19 protein-coding genes and 1 other RNA gene are annotated in these 18469 nt (G+C 43.3%); all 20 read right to left on the reverse strand.

All coding sequences use genetic code 11. The features are described from left to right. Nucleotides 1–11: 11 nt before the first annotated feature. Nucleotides 12–1139, reverse strand: coding sequence for an N-acetyldiaminopimelate deacetylase (locus ACEE44_RS07255; RefSeq protein ID WP_449171786.1), 1128 nt, complete (start codon nt 1137–1139; stop codon nt 12–14). Nucleotides 1140–1148: 9 nt separating this feature from the next. Further along, nucleotides 1149–1847: a 2,3,4,5-tetrahydropyridine-2,6-dicarboxylate N-acetyltransferase gene (gene dapD, locus ACEE44_RS07260; protein ID WP_024376132.1), complete on the reverse strand. Its 699-nt coding sequence runs from the start codon at nt 1845–1847 to the stop codon at nt 1149–1151. Nucleotides 1848–1953: 106 nt separating this feature from the next. Next, nucleotides 1954–2442: a hypothetical protein gene (locus ACEE44_RS07265; RefSeq protein ID WP_248044916.1), complete on the reverse strand. Its 489-nt coding sequence runs from the start codon at nt 2440–2442 to the stop codon at nt 1954–1956. Nucleotides 2443–2554: 112 nt separating this feature from the next. Then, nucleotides 2555–3295 carry a metallophosphoesterase gene (locus tag ACEE44_RS07270; protein WP_449171787.1) on the reverse strand — a complete coding sequence of 247 codons (741 nt, stop codon included), beginning with the start codon at nt 3293–3295 and terminating at the stop codon, nt 2555–2557. Nucleotides 3296–3360: 65 nt separating this feature from the next. Continuing rightward, on the reverse strand, nt 3361–4710 hold the full coding sequence (locus tag ACEE44_RS07275) for a glucose-6-phosphate isomerase (protein WP_449171788.1): 1350 nt from the start codon (nt 4708–4710) through the stop codon (nt 3361–3363). Nucleotides 4711–4791: 81 nt separating this feature from the next. Continuing rightward, nucleotides 4792–5334 carry a hypothetical protein gene (locus ACEE44_RS07280; RefSeq protein WP_449171789.1) on the reverse strand — a complete coding sequence of 181 codons (543 nt, stop codon included), beginning with the start codon at nt 5332–5334 and terminating at the stop codon, nt 4792–4794. A gap of 218 nt (nt 5335–5552) precedes the next feature. Continuing rightward, an RNA gene (gene ffs, locus ACEE44_RS07285) (signal recognition particle sRNA small type) lies at nt 5553–5642 on the reverse strand. 43 nt (nt 5643–5685) lie between these two features. Next, nucleotides 5686–6549, reverse strand: a complete 864-nt coding sequence (srtB, locus tag ACEE44_RS07290; RefSeq protein ID WP_449171790.1) for a class B sortase, LPKTxAVK-specific — start codon at nt 6547–6549, stop codon at nt 5686–5688. A 61-nt stretch (nt 6550–6610) separates the two neighbouring features. Further along, complete coding sequence (locus tag ACEE44_RS07295; RefSeq protein WP_332411314.1) at nt 6611–7078, reverse strand: hypothetical protein; 468 nt, start codon at nt 7076–7078, stop codon at nt 6611–6613. 88 nt (nt 7079–7166) lie between these two features. Further along, a complete protein-coding gene (gene tadA / locus ACEE44_RS07300; protein ID WP_449171791.1) occupies nt 7167–7658 on the reverse strand; it encodes a tRNA adenosine(34) deaminase TadA in 492 nt (163 codons plus the stop codon). Nucleotides 7659–7709: 51 nt separating this feature from the next. Then, nucleotides 7710–9680, reverse strand: a complete 1971-nt coding sequence (tkt, locus tag ACEE44_RS07305; protein ID WP_449171792.1) for a transketolase — start codon at nt 9678–9680, stop codon at nt 7710–7712. 100 nt (nt 9681–9780) lie between these two features. Continuing rightward, entirely contained in the window at nt 9781–10872 is a 1092-nt protein-coding gene (gene ulaG / locus ACEE44_RS07310; RefSeq protein ID WP_002938500.1) for an L-ascorbate 6-phosphate lactonase, read from the reverse strand. 131 nt (nt 10873–11003) lie between these two features. Beyond that, nucleotides 11004–12692 (reverse strand): BglG family transcription antiterminator, encoded by a 1689-nt coding sequence (locus tag ACEE44_RS07315; protein ID WP_449171793.1) that lies wholly within the window; start codon nt 12690–12692, stop codon nt 11004–11006. A gap of 118 nt (nt 12693–12810) precedes the next feature. After that, nucleotides 12811–13428, reverse strand: a complete 618-nt coding sequence (locus ACEE44_RS07320; protein ID WP_099871512.1) for a hypothetical protein — start codon at nt 13426–13428, stop codon at nt 12811–12813. 78 nt (nt 13429–13506) lie between these two features. Beyond that, nucleotides 13507–14223 (reverse strand): L-ribulose-5-phosphate 4-epimerase, encoded by a 717-nt coding sequence (locus ACEE44_RS07325; RefSeq protein WP_449171794.1) that lies wholly within the window; start codon nt 14221–14223, stop codon nt 13507–13509. After that, entirely contained in the window at nt 14223–15086 is an 864-nt protein-coding gene (locus ACEE44_RS07330; RefSeq protein WP_172026082.1) for an L-ribulose-5-phosphate 3-epimerase, read from the reverse strand. Before ACEE44_RS07330 ends, ACEE44_RS07325 begins: the two co-directional genes overlap by 1 nt. Before the next feature lie 5 nt (nt 15087–15091). Next, complete coding sequence (locus tag ACEE44_RS07335; RefSeq protein ID WP_332411321.1) at nt 15092–15757, reverse strand: 3-keto-L-gulonate-6-phosphate decarboxylase UlaD; 666 nt, start codon at nt 15755–15757, stop codon at nt 15092–15094. A gap of 95 nt (nt 15758–15852) precedes the next feature. After that, nucleotides 15853–16338: a PTS sugar transporter subunit IIA gene (locus ACEE44_RS07340; protein ID WP_332411323.1), complete on the reverse strand. Its 486-nt coding sequence runs from the start codon at nt 16336–16338 to the stop codon at nt 15853–15855. 56 nt (nt 16339–16394) lie between these two features. Further along, nucleotides 16395–16673 carry a PTS sugar transporter subunit IIB gene (locus tag ACEE44_RS07345; protein ID WP_029179495.1) on the reverse strand — a complete coding sequence of 93 codons (279 nt, stop codon included), beginning with the start codon at nt 16671–16673 and terminating at the stop codon, nt 16395–16397. A gap of 278 nt (nt 16674–16951) precedes the next feature. Next, nucleotides 16952–18400 (reverse strand): PTS sugar transporter subunit IIC, encoded by a 1449-nt coding sequence (locus ACEE44_RS07350; protein WP_449171795.1) that lies wholly within the window; start codon nt 18398–18400, stop codon nt 16952–16954. Nucleotides 18401–18469: the final 69 nt, after the last annotated feature.

The following is an 18469-nucleotide window of genomic DNA, read 5'->3' on the forward strand; positions in this document are numbered from 1 at the left end:
GGAAACCCAGTCTAATTTGCTTTCATTTTCAAAAAATCGCTCAACTTATCCACAGCAAAGGGAAGCACTTCCTCTTTGGGACTGAGGCGAGGATTGTGAAGGGGATAAGGCGTATCCACACCCAGCCAGAACATAACACCTGGTACCTTTTGTAGTAAATAGCCAAAGTCCTCACCCGTCATAGCAGGCGGACATTCAATCATGTCCACACCGTCAACCTGTTCAAAATAGGTTATCAACTCTTCAGCTAGTTCTGGATTATTTTCTACAGGCAACCAAGCACCTTGATTAAGTTCTATGTCAACTTCCATATTAAAACTTGCTGCAACCCCTTGAGCAATCGCACGCACACGCTCCTGCATGAGTAAACTCATTTCTTGCGTCAAAGCTCTAATAGTTCCACTTAAATGGGCTGTTTCTGAAATAATATTACTGGTCACACCTGCATGTAAGGCTCCAAAAGTCACTACACCACCTTCAATTGGATCAACATTTCGACTAACTACGGTCTGCACCTGAGTCACAAAGTAGCTGGCTGCCACCAAGGCGTCATTTGCGGTATGGGGAAATGCTGCGTGGCCACCTTTTCCTGTAAACCGTATCTCTACTTCACAGGTCCCAGCAAAGAGGGTCGCACGGTTGGTGGCCATTTGACCGACCTTGAGGTCAGGTCGGACATGGAGACCATAAAATTCGTCTGGTAACCAATCCTGGAATACTCCATCTTCGTACATTAGCATGGCTCCACCTAGATTTTCCTCCGCAGGCTGAAAGAGGAAGAGAAGATTGTTTCTCGGTTGCTGCTCTGCCATTTTCTCCAAAAGCCCCAAGGCAATGGTCATGTGGAAATCATGTCCACAGGCGTGCATACGATCTGGATGGAGGGACTTGAAGTCCAGGCCCGTCTCCTCCACGATCGGCAGACCGTCAATATCCGCCCGCCAGCCAATCGTTTTCTCTGGAGCAGAGCCCGTCAGATAAACCAGAATCCCTGTCTGCCAAGTGCGGACTTGGGCAAAAGTACAATTTTGAAGTAAACCTTTAATGGTTTCCATAAGAAAGGCGTGAGTCTTGAACTCCTCCATGCCCAGCTCTGGAATCTGGTGGAGGGCCCGGCGTGTCGCAATTAAATCTAGCATAGCTACCTCTTAAAGTGTCCGTAAAGCCTCTTCCAAGGCTGTTTTTTGTTGGGTTTGAGCGTCGATTTCCTTGATGATACGGGCTGGCACACCTGCCACCACTACATTTTCAGGGACGTCTTGGGTCACAATAGCACCTGCGGCCACAACAGAACCGCTACCGATTTGCACACCCTCAATGACAACAGCATTGGCACCGACCAAGACATTGTCACCAACACGCACTGGCTCAGCAGAAGCTGGCTCGATGACACCTGCAAGGACCGCACCTGCACCGATGTGGCTGTTTTTACCAACGGTCGCACGTCCACCCAAAATCGCACCCATGTCAATCATAGTACCTGGACCGATTTCTGCACCGATGTTGATTACTGCTCCCATCATGATAACGGCATTATCGCCAATCGTCACTTGGTCGCGAATAATGGCACCTGGCTCGATACGGGCATTGATATTACGCTTGTCCAGCAAAGGCACTGCTGAATTGCGGCCGTCTTGTTCTACAACGTAGTCCACATTCTCAGTCAAGTTTGCCAAGAGTGGCTCAACGTCCTTCCAATCACCGAAGAGGACATTGCCAAGTTTTGTCACCTCAGCAGGAACAGGACCAGCCAATTCTCCTTCAAAGGTCACTTTAACAGTCGTTTTTTTCACAGCATTACCGATAAAGGCAATGATTTCTTGAGCAGTCATTTTTTGTGCAGTCATAGTATTTTCTCCATTTTCTTTGGTATTTACTTATTATAACAGAATTTTCAGATTTTTCTAGCAAAGAAAAACAGAAATAGTACTGACTATTTCTGCCTTATCCTTCTTAACCACCTAGGGCTGCAGACATATCATTGATTTGTTGCTGCAAGCTATCTCGGTATTCTTTTAGGAACTGAACGATCCCATCTTTTCCAACAATTGGTGCATTACCGAACAGGCCATATTGTGCTTTCTGCTCATCTACTGACTGTGTAACACTATCTCTCATCGCTTGATAAGTCGCATCATCACCTAGTCCGTGTTGACTGACCATATTTTCATAGTTAGTCACGTATTCATTGACAATAAACTCGTACATTTCCAAATAATCATCGTAAGTTTCAATACTTTCAATGGTCGCATCAGTAGAATCCGTTGGGACAAAATCTGTCGCTGAAGCAGTGTCGCTTGTACTAGTTGCTTGTTCTGAACTAGACTGGGTAACACTGCTAGAAGTATCAGTAGCTTCCTTTTTACTTGGTTCAGTAGTAGAACACGCAGCAAGTGCAAACACTGACAGTGCAGTCAAAGTTAGGAAAGTAAGTTTTTTCATAAAATCCTCCAAGAAATTGTTTACACTACCATTATATATATATATATATATGCGTTGTCAAGTAGAAAAACAAAAAAATTAGAAGTTTTACCTCCTAATTTTCAATCATTATCTAATCTTCAATTTCTTTTCCGGGATTAACAGCTCCGACGATGTAATCTTGAACTAAACCTGTATCATCCAGCACAATCCCATGTAAAACTCCGCCGTAAACAGCTCCTCCGTCAATCCCCATTTTCCCATCTGAACTGGTCCAAATTTGGCTGATACGGAGCTTGGTCTGATAGAGGTTATAAACAGGAGTATGCCCAAAGACAATCATCTTCCCTGTGGTATTTTCGGCCTCATGGAAAGGAGTTCTAAGCCAGACTTTATCATGATTGCTGGTTTCACGCCAATCTGGTAAGGTCAAATCAACTCCTGCATGGACAAAGATATATCCTTCCGTTTCCACATGATAGGGGCAAGATTTGACGAAATCAATCAGGTCCTCATATTGTTCCAACACTGCATTGGCATCCACCAATCCATCTACAGGAGCATCCAAGGGCCGACCAAGAAGGGAGTTAATCGTCGTATCGCCACCATTTCTCCGATAGTGGTCATAGCGGTCAACCGGATCACGTAACCAGGCCAGAAACATCCGTTCATGGTTACCCGTTAAACAAATTGCACCCTTTTCCCGCACCAAGCTCCAGACCAACTCCAAACAGGCTTTGGAATTTTCTCCGCGATCAATCAAATCACCCAGAAAAATCAACTGTTGTCGCTCTTCATTCCATTTCTTTAACATATCGAGTAGGAGTTCAAATTTACCATGAACATCTCCTACTACAAAAAACTCTCTTTTCATAGAGAATATTCTACCATATTTCTAAAGGAAAGAAAAACTGGCCGTTTCCGGTCAGTTTCATTCTATTACAAACGTGCGTTCAATTCTGCACCAAGTTCTTCAAATCCTGGTTTACCAAGAAGAGCGAACATATTTTTCTTGTAAGCTTCTACTCCTGGTTGGTCAAATGGGTTGATGGCATTGAGGTAACCAGAGATCGCAATTGCCAACTCGAAGAAGTAGAAGGTGTAACCAAGTGTGAACTCATCTTGTTGCGGAAGAGTGACAAACATGTTTGGTACTCCACCATCTGTGTGGGCAAGAAGTACGCCGTCCGTTGCTTTTTTGTTTACAAAGTCAACATCCTTACCTTGCAAGTAGCCAAGACCGTCAAGATCTTCTGCCATTTCAGGAATCAAGATATTTTTTCTTGGTTTATCAACACGAACTACTGTTTCAAAGATATTGCGGTTTCCTTCTTGGATAAATTGTCCAAGTGAGTGCAAGTCTGTTGAAAAGTTTGCAGACGTTGGGTTGATACCTTTTTGGTCCTTACCTTCTGACTCACCCGCCAACTGTTTCCACCATTCGCTGAAGTATTGGAGTGATGGCTCGTAGTTAGCCAAGATTTCTGTCACATAGCCTTTTCTGTAAAGGATGTTACGAACAGCTGCATATTGGTAAGCCTCATTTTCGGCAATTTTATCTGATGTGTAAGTCTTACGAGCTGCGTTTGCACCTTCCATAAGGGCATCAATATCTGCACCAGCTGCTGCGATTGGCAAAAGACCAACTGCAGTCAAGACTGAGAAACGGCCACCGACATCATCTGGAACAACAAAGGTTTCCCAACCATTTGCATCTGCTTCAACCTTAACTGCACCTTTTGCCTTGTCAGTTGTTGCATAGATACGCTTGTTAGCTTCTTCTTGACCGTATTTCTTGACAAGCAATTCTTTGAAGACACGGAAGGCAATAGCCGGCTCAGTTGTTGTACCTGATTTAGAAATCACGTTTACTGAGAAGTCCTTATCTGCCACGTAGTCCACCAAGTCAGCAAGATAGCTTGATGAGATAGAGTTTCCAGCGTAAAGGATTTGTGGCGCTTTACGCTCTTCACGAGTTTGCAAGTTAACAAATGAGTTGCTCAAGAAATCAATGGCTGCTTTAGCACCGAGGTAAGAACCACCGATACCGATAACCACCAAAACTTCACTTTCATTTTGGATCTTAGTAGCCGCTTCCTTGATACGCGCAAACTCTTCTTTGTCGTAGTTTTCTGGCAAATCCAACCAGCCGATAAAGTCGCTACCAGGACCTGTTCCTTGACGGAGCATTTGGTCTGCAAGGGTAACTTGTGGTTGCATGTAATCAACTTCTTGTGCACCAACGAATTGGCCCAAGACTTTCGAGTAATCAAATGTAATATGTGTCATGTCATTCCTCCATTTATGTACCATAATATGATAACGCTTTATCATGTTTTTTTCAAGGGATTTATCAATTTTCATTTATTTTCATGAAATGGTTTGCGTAACTTGTTTATTTTTCACAAACATAGGGTCGTGATAAGGAGTTTTATAGTCTGCTAAGACTTGACCCGACTGTGTCACTGTTATCATATTTGGCAATATTTTTGACAATAAATATAGTGGGACCAGGGTAATATACCAGATCGTCATGACTTCAAAAGTAAACTTGCTATTATTCCCTCTCTGAATATAGCGTTGTCTGTATTCTTCTTTTAAAGACGGATGAGGAATGTAAATGTGAAACGGGACAGCACCACGCACAAGCATGGCAAGCAGCATTCTCAGTAAAAAATTCATGGCGACAAGGACTGTCTTGCCCCCCTCGTGCAAAGCATAAGCTTTATCTAAATAGATCTTTTTATAATTCTTATCTTTAATCGGACGTGGAGTTGATTTTCTTTCTTCTTTGTTTAAATGACGAACACTAGAATTATCATACTTGATGTCCGACATCTCTAAGTCGACTATTTGCGAAGATTGTTTGGCAAGTGTCGTTTTACCCATACCTGGAAAAGCAAATATAAACATAGAAATCCTCCTTCATTGCTCAATAGAATAACAGAGCTAACAAAAAGTTTTCTTAAGTGGAAGTCTATTTTACTCCTTTTTCCCTATAATTCAATAGAGAATTCCAAAAATCCGTCCCCAGATGGAGAGAAAAATACTTGCTAAGTCAGTTGCCCCTATTTCTAAAAATCAGACAAAGAAAACCCTCTGAAAGCTTGATTTCAAAGGGTTTTTAGACTATATGCAAAAAGAGCACACACCCGACTTCGCTTAGGGCTGCTGGATTCCTCCCCTGACCCGCTTCACGCACGAATGTTGCTCCGTTTATTATTATAACACTTTTTTATAAAATAGCAAATTTATTCTATAGGTCTAGCGAGTCGGCACATAGGTCAAACTCGAACCGTGTTGCTCAAGGAAACCCTCTAGCTCTGAATCTGGAATCTGTCTTAAGAATAATACCGCCCTTGTCGTTAAATCTTCAGCACGACAAGTTGCCAAGACTAGATAGTGATCAGTTGATAAGATTGGTAAATTTGGATTTTTAGCGACTGCTTCTTGACTAGCCAGAGCTAATAGATTAACGAACTCTTTCCCATCTGCAAAATCATGTTTGTAATAGTGAGTAGTTTCAGGGATAACAATTGTAAAAGCAGCTTGATAATAGAGAATTCTTTCTGGAGTCTGAACGACGAAGAATGGATGTTGGTCAAAATAAGCCTGGTTTTCATAGTAGGTCACAGTTTGAAAAATTCTTTCATCGTCTACCAACGGACCACGGACATGTCCAAACATCCAAGTCAGGGGATCACTAAAATCATTTTTACTTTCAGTATCCATAAAAACGGTCCCAAAATAAGGCTGGTATCCCCCTTCAAATGTCTTGTCAAGGTAGGTTTCATTATCCGTCGTTTGTACTACTGGCTCGTCCAAGGGTGTTCCTGGTGCATAAATATAGGCTACAGTATCTGGGTTTATACCCTTCAACTCTGTAAATCGTGCCTGCATTGCTGCCTTTTCCTCAGGACTAACCTGATAACTAGGTACTACAACTTCTTGACTAGAGGAACTAGTTGACTGACTAGTTGTCTGAACAGTTACTTGCTCAGTCCCACGATCCCACAAGAAGTGGCTGACTGTCCTCCCAAGAATCCCCATTGCAACAATGACAAGTATCCCTAACAAAATTTGTAATATTCGAGGATTCTTTCTCTTATGCTTTTCACTTCTATTCATTAGCAACCTCCTAGAAAAAATAAAGTTGCCGTAAAAGGCAACTTTATTGGCCAATCAAGTCTTATTGTACTGGACTTGTACTTGGCAGAGTCTTTACTTCTGGTGAGCTTGGTACGGTTGGTTCTTCAACTGGTGTTGGTACTTCGACATCTGTAGTAATACCATAAACATAACCATCACCATTTTCGTCAATTCCACCTTTGAGGTTGAGAGACTCTTTTGTTGGTGCAGTAGCAGGAACTGCTACAATGTACTGCTCTCCAGTTTCTTCATCTGTTTTGACAGAGTAGATCAAATCAGATGTTTGAACTGGAGCTGTTGGTGCTTCCGAAGGAACTTGGGTAATCTCAACAGTTCCATCTTCTAAGAATGCTTCAATATTTAAAGTTGGAAGCGGCTCTGCAGTTGGAGCCTCAATCTTAGAATGGTTGTTAGGATCTACTGTAGTACCCGGCTCTAGAGCTGTAACAGGAACTACCAAGCTTCCTAGAAAAGCAACCGCCGCAAGAGAAACGACTGTCTTTTTCATAATAAAACTCCTTCCAGTTTTATATTTTTTTGTAAGCGCTCACCACTCACACTACTATTATACAAGTTCATTTCTCAAATCACAAGAATTATGTGGTTATTATATTGATTTTCTTTTGTTTTCTTCGTTTCCTGAAAAATTCCTGCATCATTTCGATACAGGTTTCCTCCAAAATGCCAGACTCAACTACAACTCGATGATTCAAGCGCTCATCTGTTAAAATGTCGTATAGGCTACCTGCAGCTCCAAATTTTTGATTTTTTCCACCAAAAATCACTCGAGGGATCCGGGCAAGTCCGATTGCTCCGCTACACATAACACAGGGCTCAATGGTCACAAAGAGGGTCGTATCCAACAAACGCCAGTTGCCTTCTGATCTATTAGCTTCCTGAATAGCCATAACTTCCGCATGCATAATGGCCTGATTGAGCTCTTCACGGGCATTGTGTCCGCGACCAATAATCTGTCCATCCTTGACAATCACACAACCAATAGGAATTTCATCCTTTTCAAGCGATTTTTTGGCTTCAGCCAAAGCCTGCTTCATAAAATATTCTTTTTCTTCTTGTGTATAGTTCATAGGTCTATTATAGCAGAAAACAGCCCCGAAGGGCTGTCTGTACAGTTTCTATTACAATTCGCCAACTAATTTCACAACATTTTCTACTGTGATGCCGTAGTTGTCAATAACTGTTTGTGCTGGAGCTGATGCACCAAATGTGTCAATACCTAGAACTTTACCGTCAAGGCCGACATACTTGTACCAGCTTTGAGTTGCACCCATTTCGATAGCCAAACGACGACGGATAGCATTTGGAAGGATTTCTTCCTTATAGGCAGCATCTTGTGCATCGAAGAGTTCAGTTGATGGCACAGAAACCACACGAACTTTTGTACCAGCTGCTTCTAGTTCTTTAGCAGCTTTTACAGCCAAGTTCACTTCCGAACCAGATGCAAGAAGGATTGTGTCAAAGCCTGCTGCTTCATAAACCACATAGGCACCTTTGGCAACCTTGTCAAAGTCCGTACCTTCTTCAACTGTCAAGTTTTGACGAGTGAGGACAAGGGCTGATGGAGTTGATTTGCTAGTCAATGACAAGTACCAAGCTGCCTGCGTTTCACGCGCATCTGCTGGACGGAAGACATTGAGGTTTGGCATAGCACGAAGTCCTGCCAAGTGCTCGATTGGCTCGTGAGTAGGTCCATCTTCACCAACTGCGATAGAATCGTGTGTGAAGACATAAGTCACAGGAAGACCTTGAAGGGCTGACAAACGAACCGCTGCTTTTACATAGTCTGAGAAGACGAAGAAGGTACCACCATAGACACGAAGTCCGCCGTGGGCTGCCATACCATTCAAGATAGTACCCATAGCAAATTCACGCACACCGAACTGGATGTTGCGGTTGAGTGGATTTACTGAATCTTGCAACCCATCTTCCTTGATGTAGGTCATGTTTGAGTGAGCCAAGTCAGCTGAACCACCGAGGAAAGTAGGCAAGACCTTAGCTGCTGCGTTAAGGGCGTCTTGTGATGAGTTACGAGTTGCTTGTGAGAAGCCATTTTCGTAAACTGGGAAGTCTTCTGGCTTGATTTCAACTACATCACGACCTTCCAAGATAGCTGTTACTTCAGCTGCCAATTCTGGATGAGCTTGCTTGTAGTCTTCTACTAATTTCACCCAAGCATCGTAAGCTGCTGCCCCGCGATCTGCTACGTTTGCCTTGAAGTCCGCATAGACTTCTGCTGGAATTTCAAATGGTGCATAGTTCCAGTCAAGTGCCTTACGAGTTGCTTCTGCTTCCTCTGGTCCAAGCGGCGCACCATGGACTGCGTTTGTACCTTGTTTGTTTGGTGAACCATGACCGATGACAGTCTTGATTTCGATAAGAGATGGCTTACCTGCTGCCTTAGCTTTTTCAATAGCAGCAAAGATTGCATCCACATCTGTACCGTCTGTTACGATATCTGTGTGCCAGCCATAGGCATTGTAGCGAGCACGCACATCTTCTGTGAAGGAATCTTTTGTTTCACCATCTAAGTTGATATCGTTTGAATCATAAAGAACGATGAGTTTTTCTAATTTTTGAAGACCTGCATAAGAAGCTGCTTCTGCAGAAACACCCTCCATCAAGTCGCCATCACCACAGATTACGTAAGTATAGTGGTCAAAGATTGGGAAACCATCGCGGTTGTACTTAGCTGCAAGGAAACGCTCTGCTTGCGCAAAACCCGTCGCAGTTGAGATACCTTGTCCAAGAGGACCTGTTGTTGCATCTACACCTGCTGTGTGACCAAATTCTGGGTGACCTGGTGTTTTTGAACCCCATTGACGGAAGTTCTTGATTTCATCCATAGTGACATCTTCAAATCCTGACAAATGAAGAAGTCCGTAGAGGAGCATTGACCCATGACCTGCTGATAAGATGAAGCGGTCACGGTTCACCCAGTTTGGCTGAGCGGGGTTGATACGAAGTTCTTTAGTAAAAAGGCTGTAGGCCATTGGAGCTGCACCCATAACAACACCTGGGTGACCTGATTTTGATTTTTCAATGGCGTCGATACCAAGAAAACGAATTGCGTTTACTGAAAGTTGTGACATGTTTTTCTCCTTTTAAAAAGTCATGGTTTCATTATACCATAAAGCGTTTTCGCTTGTCAGTTTCAAAAGGCAGGACTTTCGTCCCGCCCCTCTTGTCTTCTTATAGCAAAGCCTTGAATTGAATGTTTGAATCTTCCAAGAAGCAATCGTCAAAGCCACGTGGGTGGTGATATTCGATACGGTCCTTGTCCATCGGATAAGTATACTTGCCACCAACTTCCCAGATGAATGGATGGAAGTCGTATTGCAAGCGTTCTTTACGCATTTTCCATAGTTGCAAGATTTCATCAGTTGATGCCATGAAGTTAGACCAGATGTCATAGTGAACAGGGATAATCACCTTAGCACGCAAGTTTTCTGCCATACGGAGGAGGTCGATTGAGGTCATCTTGTCTTGGATACCGATTGGGTTGTCACCGTAGTTGTTGATAGCAACGTCGATGTTGAAGTCGCGACCGTGTTTTGCAAAGTAGTTTGAGAAGTGGGAGTCTGCACCGTGGTAGATGGTTCCGCCAGGCGTTTCAAAGACATAGTTGACTGCCTTGCGAGCCATGAGTTCATCTGTCACAGGAAGTCCTGCTAATTTACCACCATTTTCGTCATAACCTTCGATCGGAAGTGTCACCAAGCAAGTACGGTCGAAGGATTCTACAGCGTGTACCTTGATGTCTTTGAATTCAAAGCTGTCGCCTGGTGCGATACGGATGATACGGTCAGCTGGAACACCCCATTTTTCCCAGATGTCGCCACTTTCAACTGGACCAACAAATTTGACATGGTCCAACTTTGGATTGTTGATGATAGCAGCAGCAGTGCTGATATCCATGTGGTCGCTGTGGACGTGTGATACCAGGTAGTAGTCCAATTCATTGATGGCAAATGGATCGATAACCATTGGTTGTACACGCAAGTTTGGTTGCAATTTACGAACACCTGCCATATTAGCCATTTGGTGACCCCAAACCATGTCTTTTACTTTTTTAGTTGACTTACCGCGAGATGACCAAAGGTCCATGACCACGTTAGCTCCGCCAGGTGTCTTAATCCAGACACCACAGTTGCCTAGCCACCACATAGCAAAGTTGCCTTCTGGCACTACTTCTTCTTCAATTTCTTCATTAAGCCAAGTTCCCCACTCTGGGAAGGTTGACAGAATCCATGATTCTCTTGTAATATCTTGAACTTTTGCCATTTTTCATTCCTCCTATAAGGCTGATTGTATTTCTATGTTTCTAGTATATGCGCAAAAGGTCACAAAAAAAAGACCAAATAAAACACAGGCTTGTGTTCACATTTGGACTTTAAGGCTTAGGCAAGCCAAAGTCAGTACAAATCTGTTTCAATATCGCGACTAGATACATTTGACAGCAGTTCATTACTGATGAGCTTTTGCAGTCTGCCTTTGAGTTCTTGGACTGTCTTTCCATCTGATAAATAGCCAGCCAAGAGCTTATCTAACTCTACTGCAAATCCCTGTTTCTCATCAGACAGGCTACGGTATTTGGCAAAGTGGGTGAGATTGAGTACGTCATCGAAATCCAAGATTGGATGGACCCGTACCAGTGGGAAATCCGTTTCCAAACCCTCACTAGTTGTAATTAAGAAATCTACTTCCAACAAATCTTCAACACTTTTAAATTGCTCCGTAGTAAAAACTGCTCCAATTTTCTTGTCAGGCAAATGATGCTGGCACTGTCTATAGAGCAGGCGTTGAACAGAAACTCCCTCATCACAGATTAGATAGATGTTTTGGCTCTGTACCTTGCGGGTTCCACTTCGGCGAATAGCCCCTCCTAGATGAATGGTCAGATAGGCAATGTCCTCATCTGTCAGCTCAATCTCCCATTCCTCCTCTAATATCTTGCCGGAAATTTGGGTAACAGCAAACAGGGTGCTATATTTTTCCTGGATTTGCTTGACCATTGGATTTTTTGATAAAATCCCATAGGTCTTTCTGAAGAGTAGGGCCTTACAGTGAGCCAAGAGATGTCTAGCTAGTTCCTCTGGATTTTCCAATTCAAAGGAAGAATGCACTTCAAAATGATGAATAAAACGGTCAACCACTCGTTTTAATTCGGCAAAATCCTGACTAGTCACATGAATATCGCTATCTTTCCGATAGGATAGAAGCAAAATGGCAATCAAGGAAACCTCAATATCATCTAGCTCCAAATCAAAACTAGACCACAGTGCCTCCTTAAAATCTTGCGCCACCAGATACTCAATCCGTTCTCGAACCTGTTCAAATTCCTTGAGAATGGCGCGTTCTTCCAACTCATCCAACTCCATATTGCGATAGCTGAGTAAGAGAAAGGGGAGAACCTTAAGCATAAACTCAATCTCATAGCGATTGATCTTCTTCCCTAGTTTTTTCTCCAGACCTGCAACCTGACCCTGCCAGAACCGAACCATTCCTTCTGAGAAGAGAACTTGGTACTCGACTAGATCCGATAATTTCTCTTCAAGGACTTGGAGAAAGCCCTTGTTAGCATCTGAAAAAATGCTATAAAGTAGAGAATGAACATACTGGATTTTGTTCAGGGGATGGCAAACTAAGCTATAGCCTTGGCTCTTGGACACATAGAGGGTCATCTTATATTGCTCCTGTGTCAGTTGCGATCGAATTTCATTGAGGTCATTCAAGACTGTGTTACGAGAAACCTCTGTCAGTTCCATAAGCTTTTCAATGGTTACCCGTTCAGGTGTAATACAAATGTAGACCATCATCAATTGAATACGTTCATCCATATTCATAATGTAGCTATAGGAATCAATGGAATCTAAGAGTTGGCGACAGGCTTGCTTTTGCTCTTCGGACAAGCGAATGCCTATCCGAGGCAGACTTTCCAGAGCTTCAATACCTTTTGGCAAAGAGGCATTGATTTTTTCCAAGTGGTAGTAGATTTTTCTACGCGATTGTTGCAATTCCTTGGAAATAGCCATAATGGTTTCTGGCTCTTGGATACCAATCAAATGCCGTAATAAGGCACAACTGCTTTTATCTAGTAACACCGTTTTTCCCTCCTCTCTTTCTCTATCTTAACACATTTATGCACCAATTCCTAATAATTATAAAAACTGAACGTATTCGTGCATCTTCATTCAAAATTGCCGACCCCATCCAAAAAGCTTAGTAGATACTCTTAATAATCTCCACCCGTGTAATCAAATCCCCATGCATATTGTCAATCCGTAGAGCCACATTCTTCAGATAGACACAGGCACCAATAGCAATTGTCTTTTCTTCTTCTTTCAACTTACGAGTAACAAAATCTCGCAAGGTTTCAGTTCCCTCGCTAGGAATTTTTACCCGTGCAATGATATTGGCAACCCTGACTTTTTGACTGGCCCGCATGATGATGTTATTGGAATCATCAAACTGGGTAAAGAGGTATTTTCTCACTGCAAATAAGATGGCAACCGACACAATACCAATCAAGTAGTCCATGCTTGACCCATGTTCCACAATCAATTGGCGGGCAATAGCAACCAAGAGCACCTCGATGACAGTACTAGGGGATTGTTTGCAGAGCATTTTGATGAATTCGACCCCGACTGCCAAGGTCATAGCCTTGCTTAAAAAACTCTGGATAAAGTTATCCGCTTGAATACCACCCGTCAGTGAACCAACTAAATCCGCCAACAACAAACCTGACAATGCGAGGAGGGCTAATCCTAAAATGGCTGATAAAATCAACTCCAGATAGTAGGCAACCTCTGTCAGACTATCTTGTAAAAACTTTCTCATGTCCTCTCCTTTCAAAAAAAGAAGAATGAGGAGAGCTCTTTTCTCATTCTTCTAATCGTTTTTGGCTAGAAACAAAGCTTAGTGTTCATCACCTTTTTGTCCGTAGTAGGCATTTGGACCGTGCTTACGGAGATAGTGCTTATCCATGATGTAGCTTGGTGCTGGTTCCACCCGTGGATTGATTTGTTCTGTGTAGCGGTTCATCCGAGCCACTTCTTCTAGGACAACACTGTGGTAAACTGCCTGGGCAGGATCCTTGCCCCAAGTGAACGGACCGTGATTGCGGACAACAATCCCTGGTACTGCAACTGGGTCAATACCACGACGCTCAAATTCCTCAATGATGACTGAGCCTGTTTCTTTTTCATAGGCAATATTCACTTCTTCGGCCGTCAAAGAACGGGCACATGGTACTGGACCGTAGAAATAGTCTGCGTGCGTTGTTCCATAAAATGGAATGTCGCGACCAGCCTGAGCCCAACCAACTGCCTCTGTCGAATGTGTATGCACAACAGCATGGACATTTGGCCAAGCCTTGTAGAGGGCAACGTGGGTCGCCAAGTCAGACGACGGGTTGAGATCACCTTCTACCACATTTCCATCCAAATCCGTCACAACCATGTTTTCTGGTGACAATTTTTCATAATCCACACCAGAAGGCTTGATAACAATGCGACCAAGTTCACGGCAGACTTCTGATACGTTACCCCAGGTGAATTTGACAAGACCGTGGGCAGGTAGAGCGATGTTGGCTTCATAGACCCGTTGGCGCATTTCCTGTAAATCTTTTGGCATTAGTTCAACCCCGCTTTCTCAATCAATGGATAGAGGAAAGCCTGTGCTTCTTTAATGGCTGCACGTGTTTCCTCAACCGTTTCACAATTCTCTGACCACATTTCAATCAAGAATGGACCTTGGTAGTTGGTCTTTTTCAAGACTGCAAACATATTATCCCAGTCCACACAGCCCTGACCGAATGGTACATCGCGGAATTGACCTTTGGAGCTTTCAGTTACCGCATAGGTATCTTTGAGGTGAAGGGCTGCGATAGAGCGATGACCTAGGTAAAATTCGCTATAAATATCATTGTGCCAAGCAGACACGTTTCCAGTATCTGGATAAACAAAGAGATATGGTGAGTCGATTTCCTTCTCAACTGCTAGATATTTTTCAATGGAGTTGATAAATGGATCATCCATAATCTCAATAGCCAACATGACCTGAGCCTGTTCTGCCCAGTCGCAAGCCTTGCGGAGATTCTTGATGAAACGTTCTCTAGTTTCAGGCGACTTTTCTTCATAGTAAACGTCGTAACCAGCCAACTGGATGACACGGACACCCAAGTCCTGAGCCAGTTCGATACACTGTTTCATGGTTTCTAAAGACTTAGCTTCAAGAGCAGGATCATTGGAACCAAGCGGATAACGACGGTGACCAGAGAAGCAAATGGTCGGAATACGGACACCTGTTTCATAAATTGCTTTGACCAAGTCTAAACGCTCTTCCTTGGTCCATTCCAAACGAGCCAAGCGAGCATCGCTCTCATCCACCGACATTTCCACAAAGTCGAAACCTAATTCTTTGGCAAACTCCAAACGCTCTTTCCATGTAAAGTGTTTGGGCGTTGCCTTTTCATATATTCCGATTGGTCGTGCCATAGGTCTTACCCCCAGATACGACGGATTTCGTCTTTGAATTCACGCGCTGCAGCTGCTGGATCTGCTGCTTCTGTAATACCGCGACCTGCGATAAAGGTAAAGACATCTACACCCTCGAAGAGTTTGAGGGTAGCCACATCAAGACCACCTGTTACAGAAACGCGGAAGCCCATGTCAACCAATTTTTTCACTTTATTGAGGTCTTTTTCACCCCAGGTTTCGCCAGCAAGGAGGGCGTCACGAGATTGGTGATAAATCGCTTGGGAAATACCTGCATCCAACCAAAGCTGAGCCTGTTCATAAGTCCAGTCACCGTAAAGCTCGATTTGGATTTCACCCTTGTCGCCACGCACTTCCTTGATAGCCTTCAAAGCCGCTTCCATAGTTGGAATGGTCGCAGAACAGATACAAGTCATCCAGTCCGCACCGCGAACGGCATTGTTTTTGGCAACTGTACCACCAGCATCCGCACATTTGGTATCTGCAACGATAATCTTGTCCGGGAAGAGGCTACGTAGCACTTCTACCAATTCGCTACCAACTTGGAGCAAGCAAACCGTACCTGCTTCAATCACGTCAACTTCATGACCAACAGACACAGCAGCCTTAATCGCTCCCTGCAAATCTGAGTGATCCAATGCAACCTGTAAATTTGGGATATGTTTTGTCATAATACTATTACCAAGAGTGAATAGACGGCCGATAAAGCTTTCTATTCCCCTTCAATTCCTTTCATTTTTGTCTACGTCAATTTCTAACCGTCAAATTAGCTTTCCAAGTCTAAACCTTCTAAGTAAGGGCTGTTTTTAGACTCTTCAACCATTGCCAATACTTCTTCTGGTGTCTGACAGGCTACCAGACGCTCAATGGAATTTTCCAATTCAAAGAGGGCAATAATCTGTGGAATAGCTACTGATGTGTGAATCTTTGGATCTGTCGCAGCCAAGGTCAAGAGGACAGAAACCTCTTTACCATCTGAAAAGGCTACTGGTTTTGTCAAGGTAATCAAGGCAAAGGAATCTTTCAAAACACCGACACCAGCCTGGGCATGTGGCATAGCCATACCTGGCATGAGCACATAGTAGGGACCGTATTCCTCGGTTGAAGCGATGATGGCATCGTAGTATTCTTCTGTTGCAGCACCGCTTTCAATCAAAGGTTCAACTGCCAAGTGAACAGCTTCCTGCCAGGTTTCTGCTGTCAAACCCAAGCGGATAGAATTGTTTTCAATAAATGCTTTCTGTAAATTCATGATGTTCTCCTTTCTATGTGAAAGGGGATGAGAAGAAATCCCGCCCCCTTTTTCCATTACAATACCTGACTAAGTTTAGTCTTGATTTCGTTATCGTCCATGAGGTTGTCAAGACCAACCAAATGACCATTTGTACGACCTTCCAATTCAGCGATCAAGTGATTTGAAGCAACAACAATGTCATAGCCTGCTGCCAAACCTTTTGCTTCACCTACTGAGCAAGAAGCAGATTGGAAATCTGTTACACCAAGTTGACGAAGAGCATTTTCAACCTTCATCTTGATAACCATGGATGAACCCATGCCGTTACCACAAGCAGTTAATACTTTAACCATCTTATTTTCTCCTTGTTTTTTATAAAATATATTTTGTTGTTTTTGTTAATGAACCAAGTAATAAACGAAGTTTTGTTCTGTTGATTTACGAATATCTCTCATCTTACTGAAGAACAGGCACTCAATGAAAATCAGAAGCAGACTAGGAAACGCAGCCGAGGTAGCTTCAACAGTCTAGTAGACTGTTGAAGGTTGGAAATCCTACTTACAATAGTAAGTGTCTTTCGTAGAGTTCACCAAGGCTCTTGACGACGTATCCTTTTGATTTTCGAAGAGTGTTAGTCCGCTTGCGCCTCACCGCGATAGTAAGCTTCCTTGTCTTTTGCTTTTGCAAATTGAAGTTGTGGGATAGCCAACAAGAAGAGGCAGACAAGAACATAACCAGCAATACCAAGGTATTTGAAGGCATAACCGAATGGCAACCATGGGATTTCGAAGTCGATGTTTCCGTGGTAACCACCGCTCAATTCAAGCAAGCCGACGCAGACTGCACCAAGGGCTACTTGAAGGACACCTGAGAGGAAGGAAAGGATTGCTGCCGCTTTCCAACCACCACGCTTGTCAGCGTAAACTGCGATAGCTGCGTTATCAAAGAATACAGGTACGAAACCAGTGATGATAAGGATTGGGCTCTTGAAGATAATCAAGAGAACGATAGTGATCAATTGACCAACCAAACCGAAGGCAAAACCTGAAAGAACTGCATTAGATGAACCGAAGCCATAAGAAGCTGCAACGTCCACCGCTGGGAATGAACCTGGAAGCAGTTTGCTTGAGATACCTTGGAAGGCATTTGTCAATTCTGCTACGAACATACGTACACCCTGCATCAAGATGAAGAGATATACTGAGAAAGTGAAGGCTGTTTGTACAACGTACATGAAGAATGCTTGCTTAGCTGGGTTGTATGGTGTGCCTGAAGTGATAACTTCTGGGTTTGCCATAATCTCTGGACCCAAGATGAACAAAATTACACCGAAGAAGACCAACATCAAGGTTGCTGAAGCAACAACTGTATCGTGGAAGATGTTGAGGAAGCTAGGCAACTTCAAGTTGTCCAAGTTTTCTTCTTTTTTACCAAGTTTTGGAGCAATCTTATCTACAAACCAGATTGCAAATTGTTGTTGGTGACCGATGGCAAATCCACCACCACCTGTCAAGCGTTGAGTTGCTTCAACAGTCATGTTTGAGCTGACTGCCCAGTAGATACCACAGATGATACCGATAGCTGCTGTACCGAATTGGTTACGAAGCTCTGGGATAAGGAAGAGCACCATCAATGAGATTGTTGCCGCTTGTTGTACCATGATATGTCCAGTGATGAACAGAGTACGAACTTTTGTAACCTTACGAAGCGCAACTAAGAGGATGTTGACACCAAAACCAATCAAGAGGGCTGTTGTAGCTGCTGATACAAAATCAGGAAACTCTTCAGCGATTTTACCGTTTGCTGCTGCAAGACCGAAGTAAGGGTCGATAACTGCCGCATCAATTTGGAACTTGTGGTTCAAGGCTGCCAAGATTGGACGGAAGGTTGTTACCAAACCACCAGCAGCTACGTTCAAAATCATGTAGCCGACCGTTGCTTTGATAAATCCTGCAAAGACATCATGAGGCTTTTTCTTTAAGAGGGCGTAGCCCACCAATACCAAAAGACCTACGAAGAAGGCTGGATTCTGCAAGATGTTTTGCGAGAACCAGTTTAATGGGGTTTGAAGAAAATCCATTTTTCATTCTCCTTTTGAAATGATTTTTATGGTTTTATTATAAATCTTGAAAGCGCAAACAAAAAGACC

It is taken from the genome of Streptococcus sp. 32226D021BW (genome assembly GCF_053545015.1).

Bases quoted from the DNA above. Each gene is read 5' to 3' on its own strand.
- ACEE44_RS07255 (WP_449171786.1), bottom strand. From the start codon at position 1,139: ATGCTAGATTTAATTGCGACACGCCGGGCCCTCCACCAGATTCCAGAG.
- dapD (WP_024376132.1), bottom strand. From the start codon at position 1,847: ATGACTGCACAAAAAATGACTGCTCAAGAAATCATTGCCTTTATCGGT.
- ACEE44_RS07265 (WP_248044916.1), bottom strand. From the start codon at position 2,442: ATGAAAAAACTTACTTTCCTAACTTTGACTGCACTGTCAGTGTTTGCA.
- ACEE44_RS07270 (WP_449171787.1), bottom strand. From the start codon at position 3,295: ATGAAAAGAGAGTTTTTTGTAGTAGGAGATGTTCATGGTAAATTTGAA.
- ACEE44_RS07275 (WP_449171788.1), bottom strand. From the start codon at position 4,710: ATGACACATATTACATTTGATTACTCGAAAGTCTTGGGCCAATTCGTT.
- ACEE44_RS07280 (WP_449171789.1), bottom strand. From the start codon at position 5,334: ATGTTTATATTTGCTTTTCCAGGTATGGGTAAAACGACACTTGCCAAA.
- srtB (WP_449171790.1), bottom strand. From the start codon at position 6,549: ATGAATAGAAGTGAAAAGCATAAGAGAAAGAATCCTCGAATATTACAA.
- ACEE44_RS07295 (WP_332411314.1), bottom strand. From the start codon at position 7,078: ATGAAAAAGACAGTCGTTTCTCTTGCGGCGGTTGCTTTTCTAGGAAGC.
- tadA (WP_449171791.1), bottom strand. From the start codon at position 7,658: ATGAACTATACACAAGAAGAAAAAGAATATTTTATGAAGCAGGCTTTG.
- tkt (WP_449171792.1), bottom strand. From the start codon at position 9,680: ATGTCACAACTTTCAGTAAACGCAATTCGTTTTCTTGGTATCGACGCC.
- ulaG (WP_002938500.1), bottom strand. From the start codon at position 10,872: ATGGCAAAAGTTCAAGATATTACAAGAGAATCATGGATTCTGTCAACC.
- ACEE44_RS07320 (WP_099871512.1), bottom strand. From the start codon at position 13,428: ATGAGAAAGTTTTTACAAGATAGTCTGACAGAGGTTGCCTACTATCTG.
- ACEE44_RS07325 (WP_449171794.1), bottom strand. From the start codon at position 14,223: ATGCCAAAAGATTTACAGGAAATGCGCCAACGGGTCTATGAAGCCAAC.
- ACEE44_RS07330 (WP_172026082.1), bottom strand. From the start codon at position 15,086: ATGGCACGACCAATCGGAATATATGAAAAGGCAACGCCCAAACACTTT.
- ACEE44_RS07335 (WP_332411321.1), bottom strand. From the start codon at position 15,757: ATGACAAAACATATCCCAAATTTACAGGTTGCATTGGATCACTCAGAT.
- ACEE44_RS07340 (WP_332411323.1), bottom strand. From the start codon at position 16,338: ATGAATTTACAGAAAGCATTTATTGAAAACAATTCTATCCGCTTGGGT.
- ACEE44_RS07345 (WP_029179495.1), bottom strand. From the start codon at position 16,673: ATGGTTAAAGTATTAACTGCTTGTGGTAACGGCATGGGTTCATCCATG.
- ACEE44_RS07350 (WP_449171795.1), bottom strand. From the start codon at position 18,400: ATGGATTTTCTTCAAACCCCATTAAACTGGTTCTCGCAAAACATCTTG.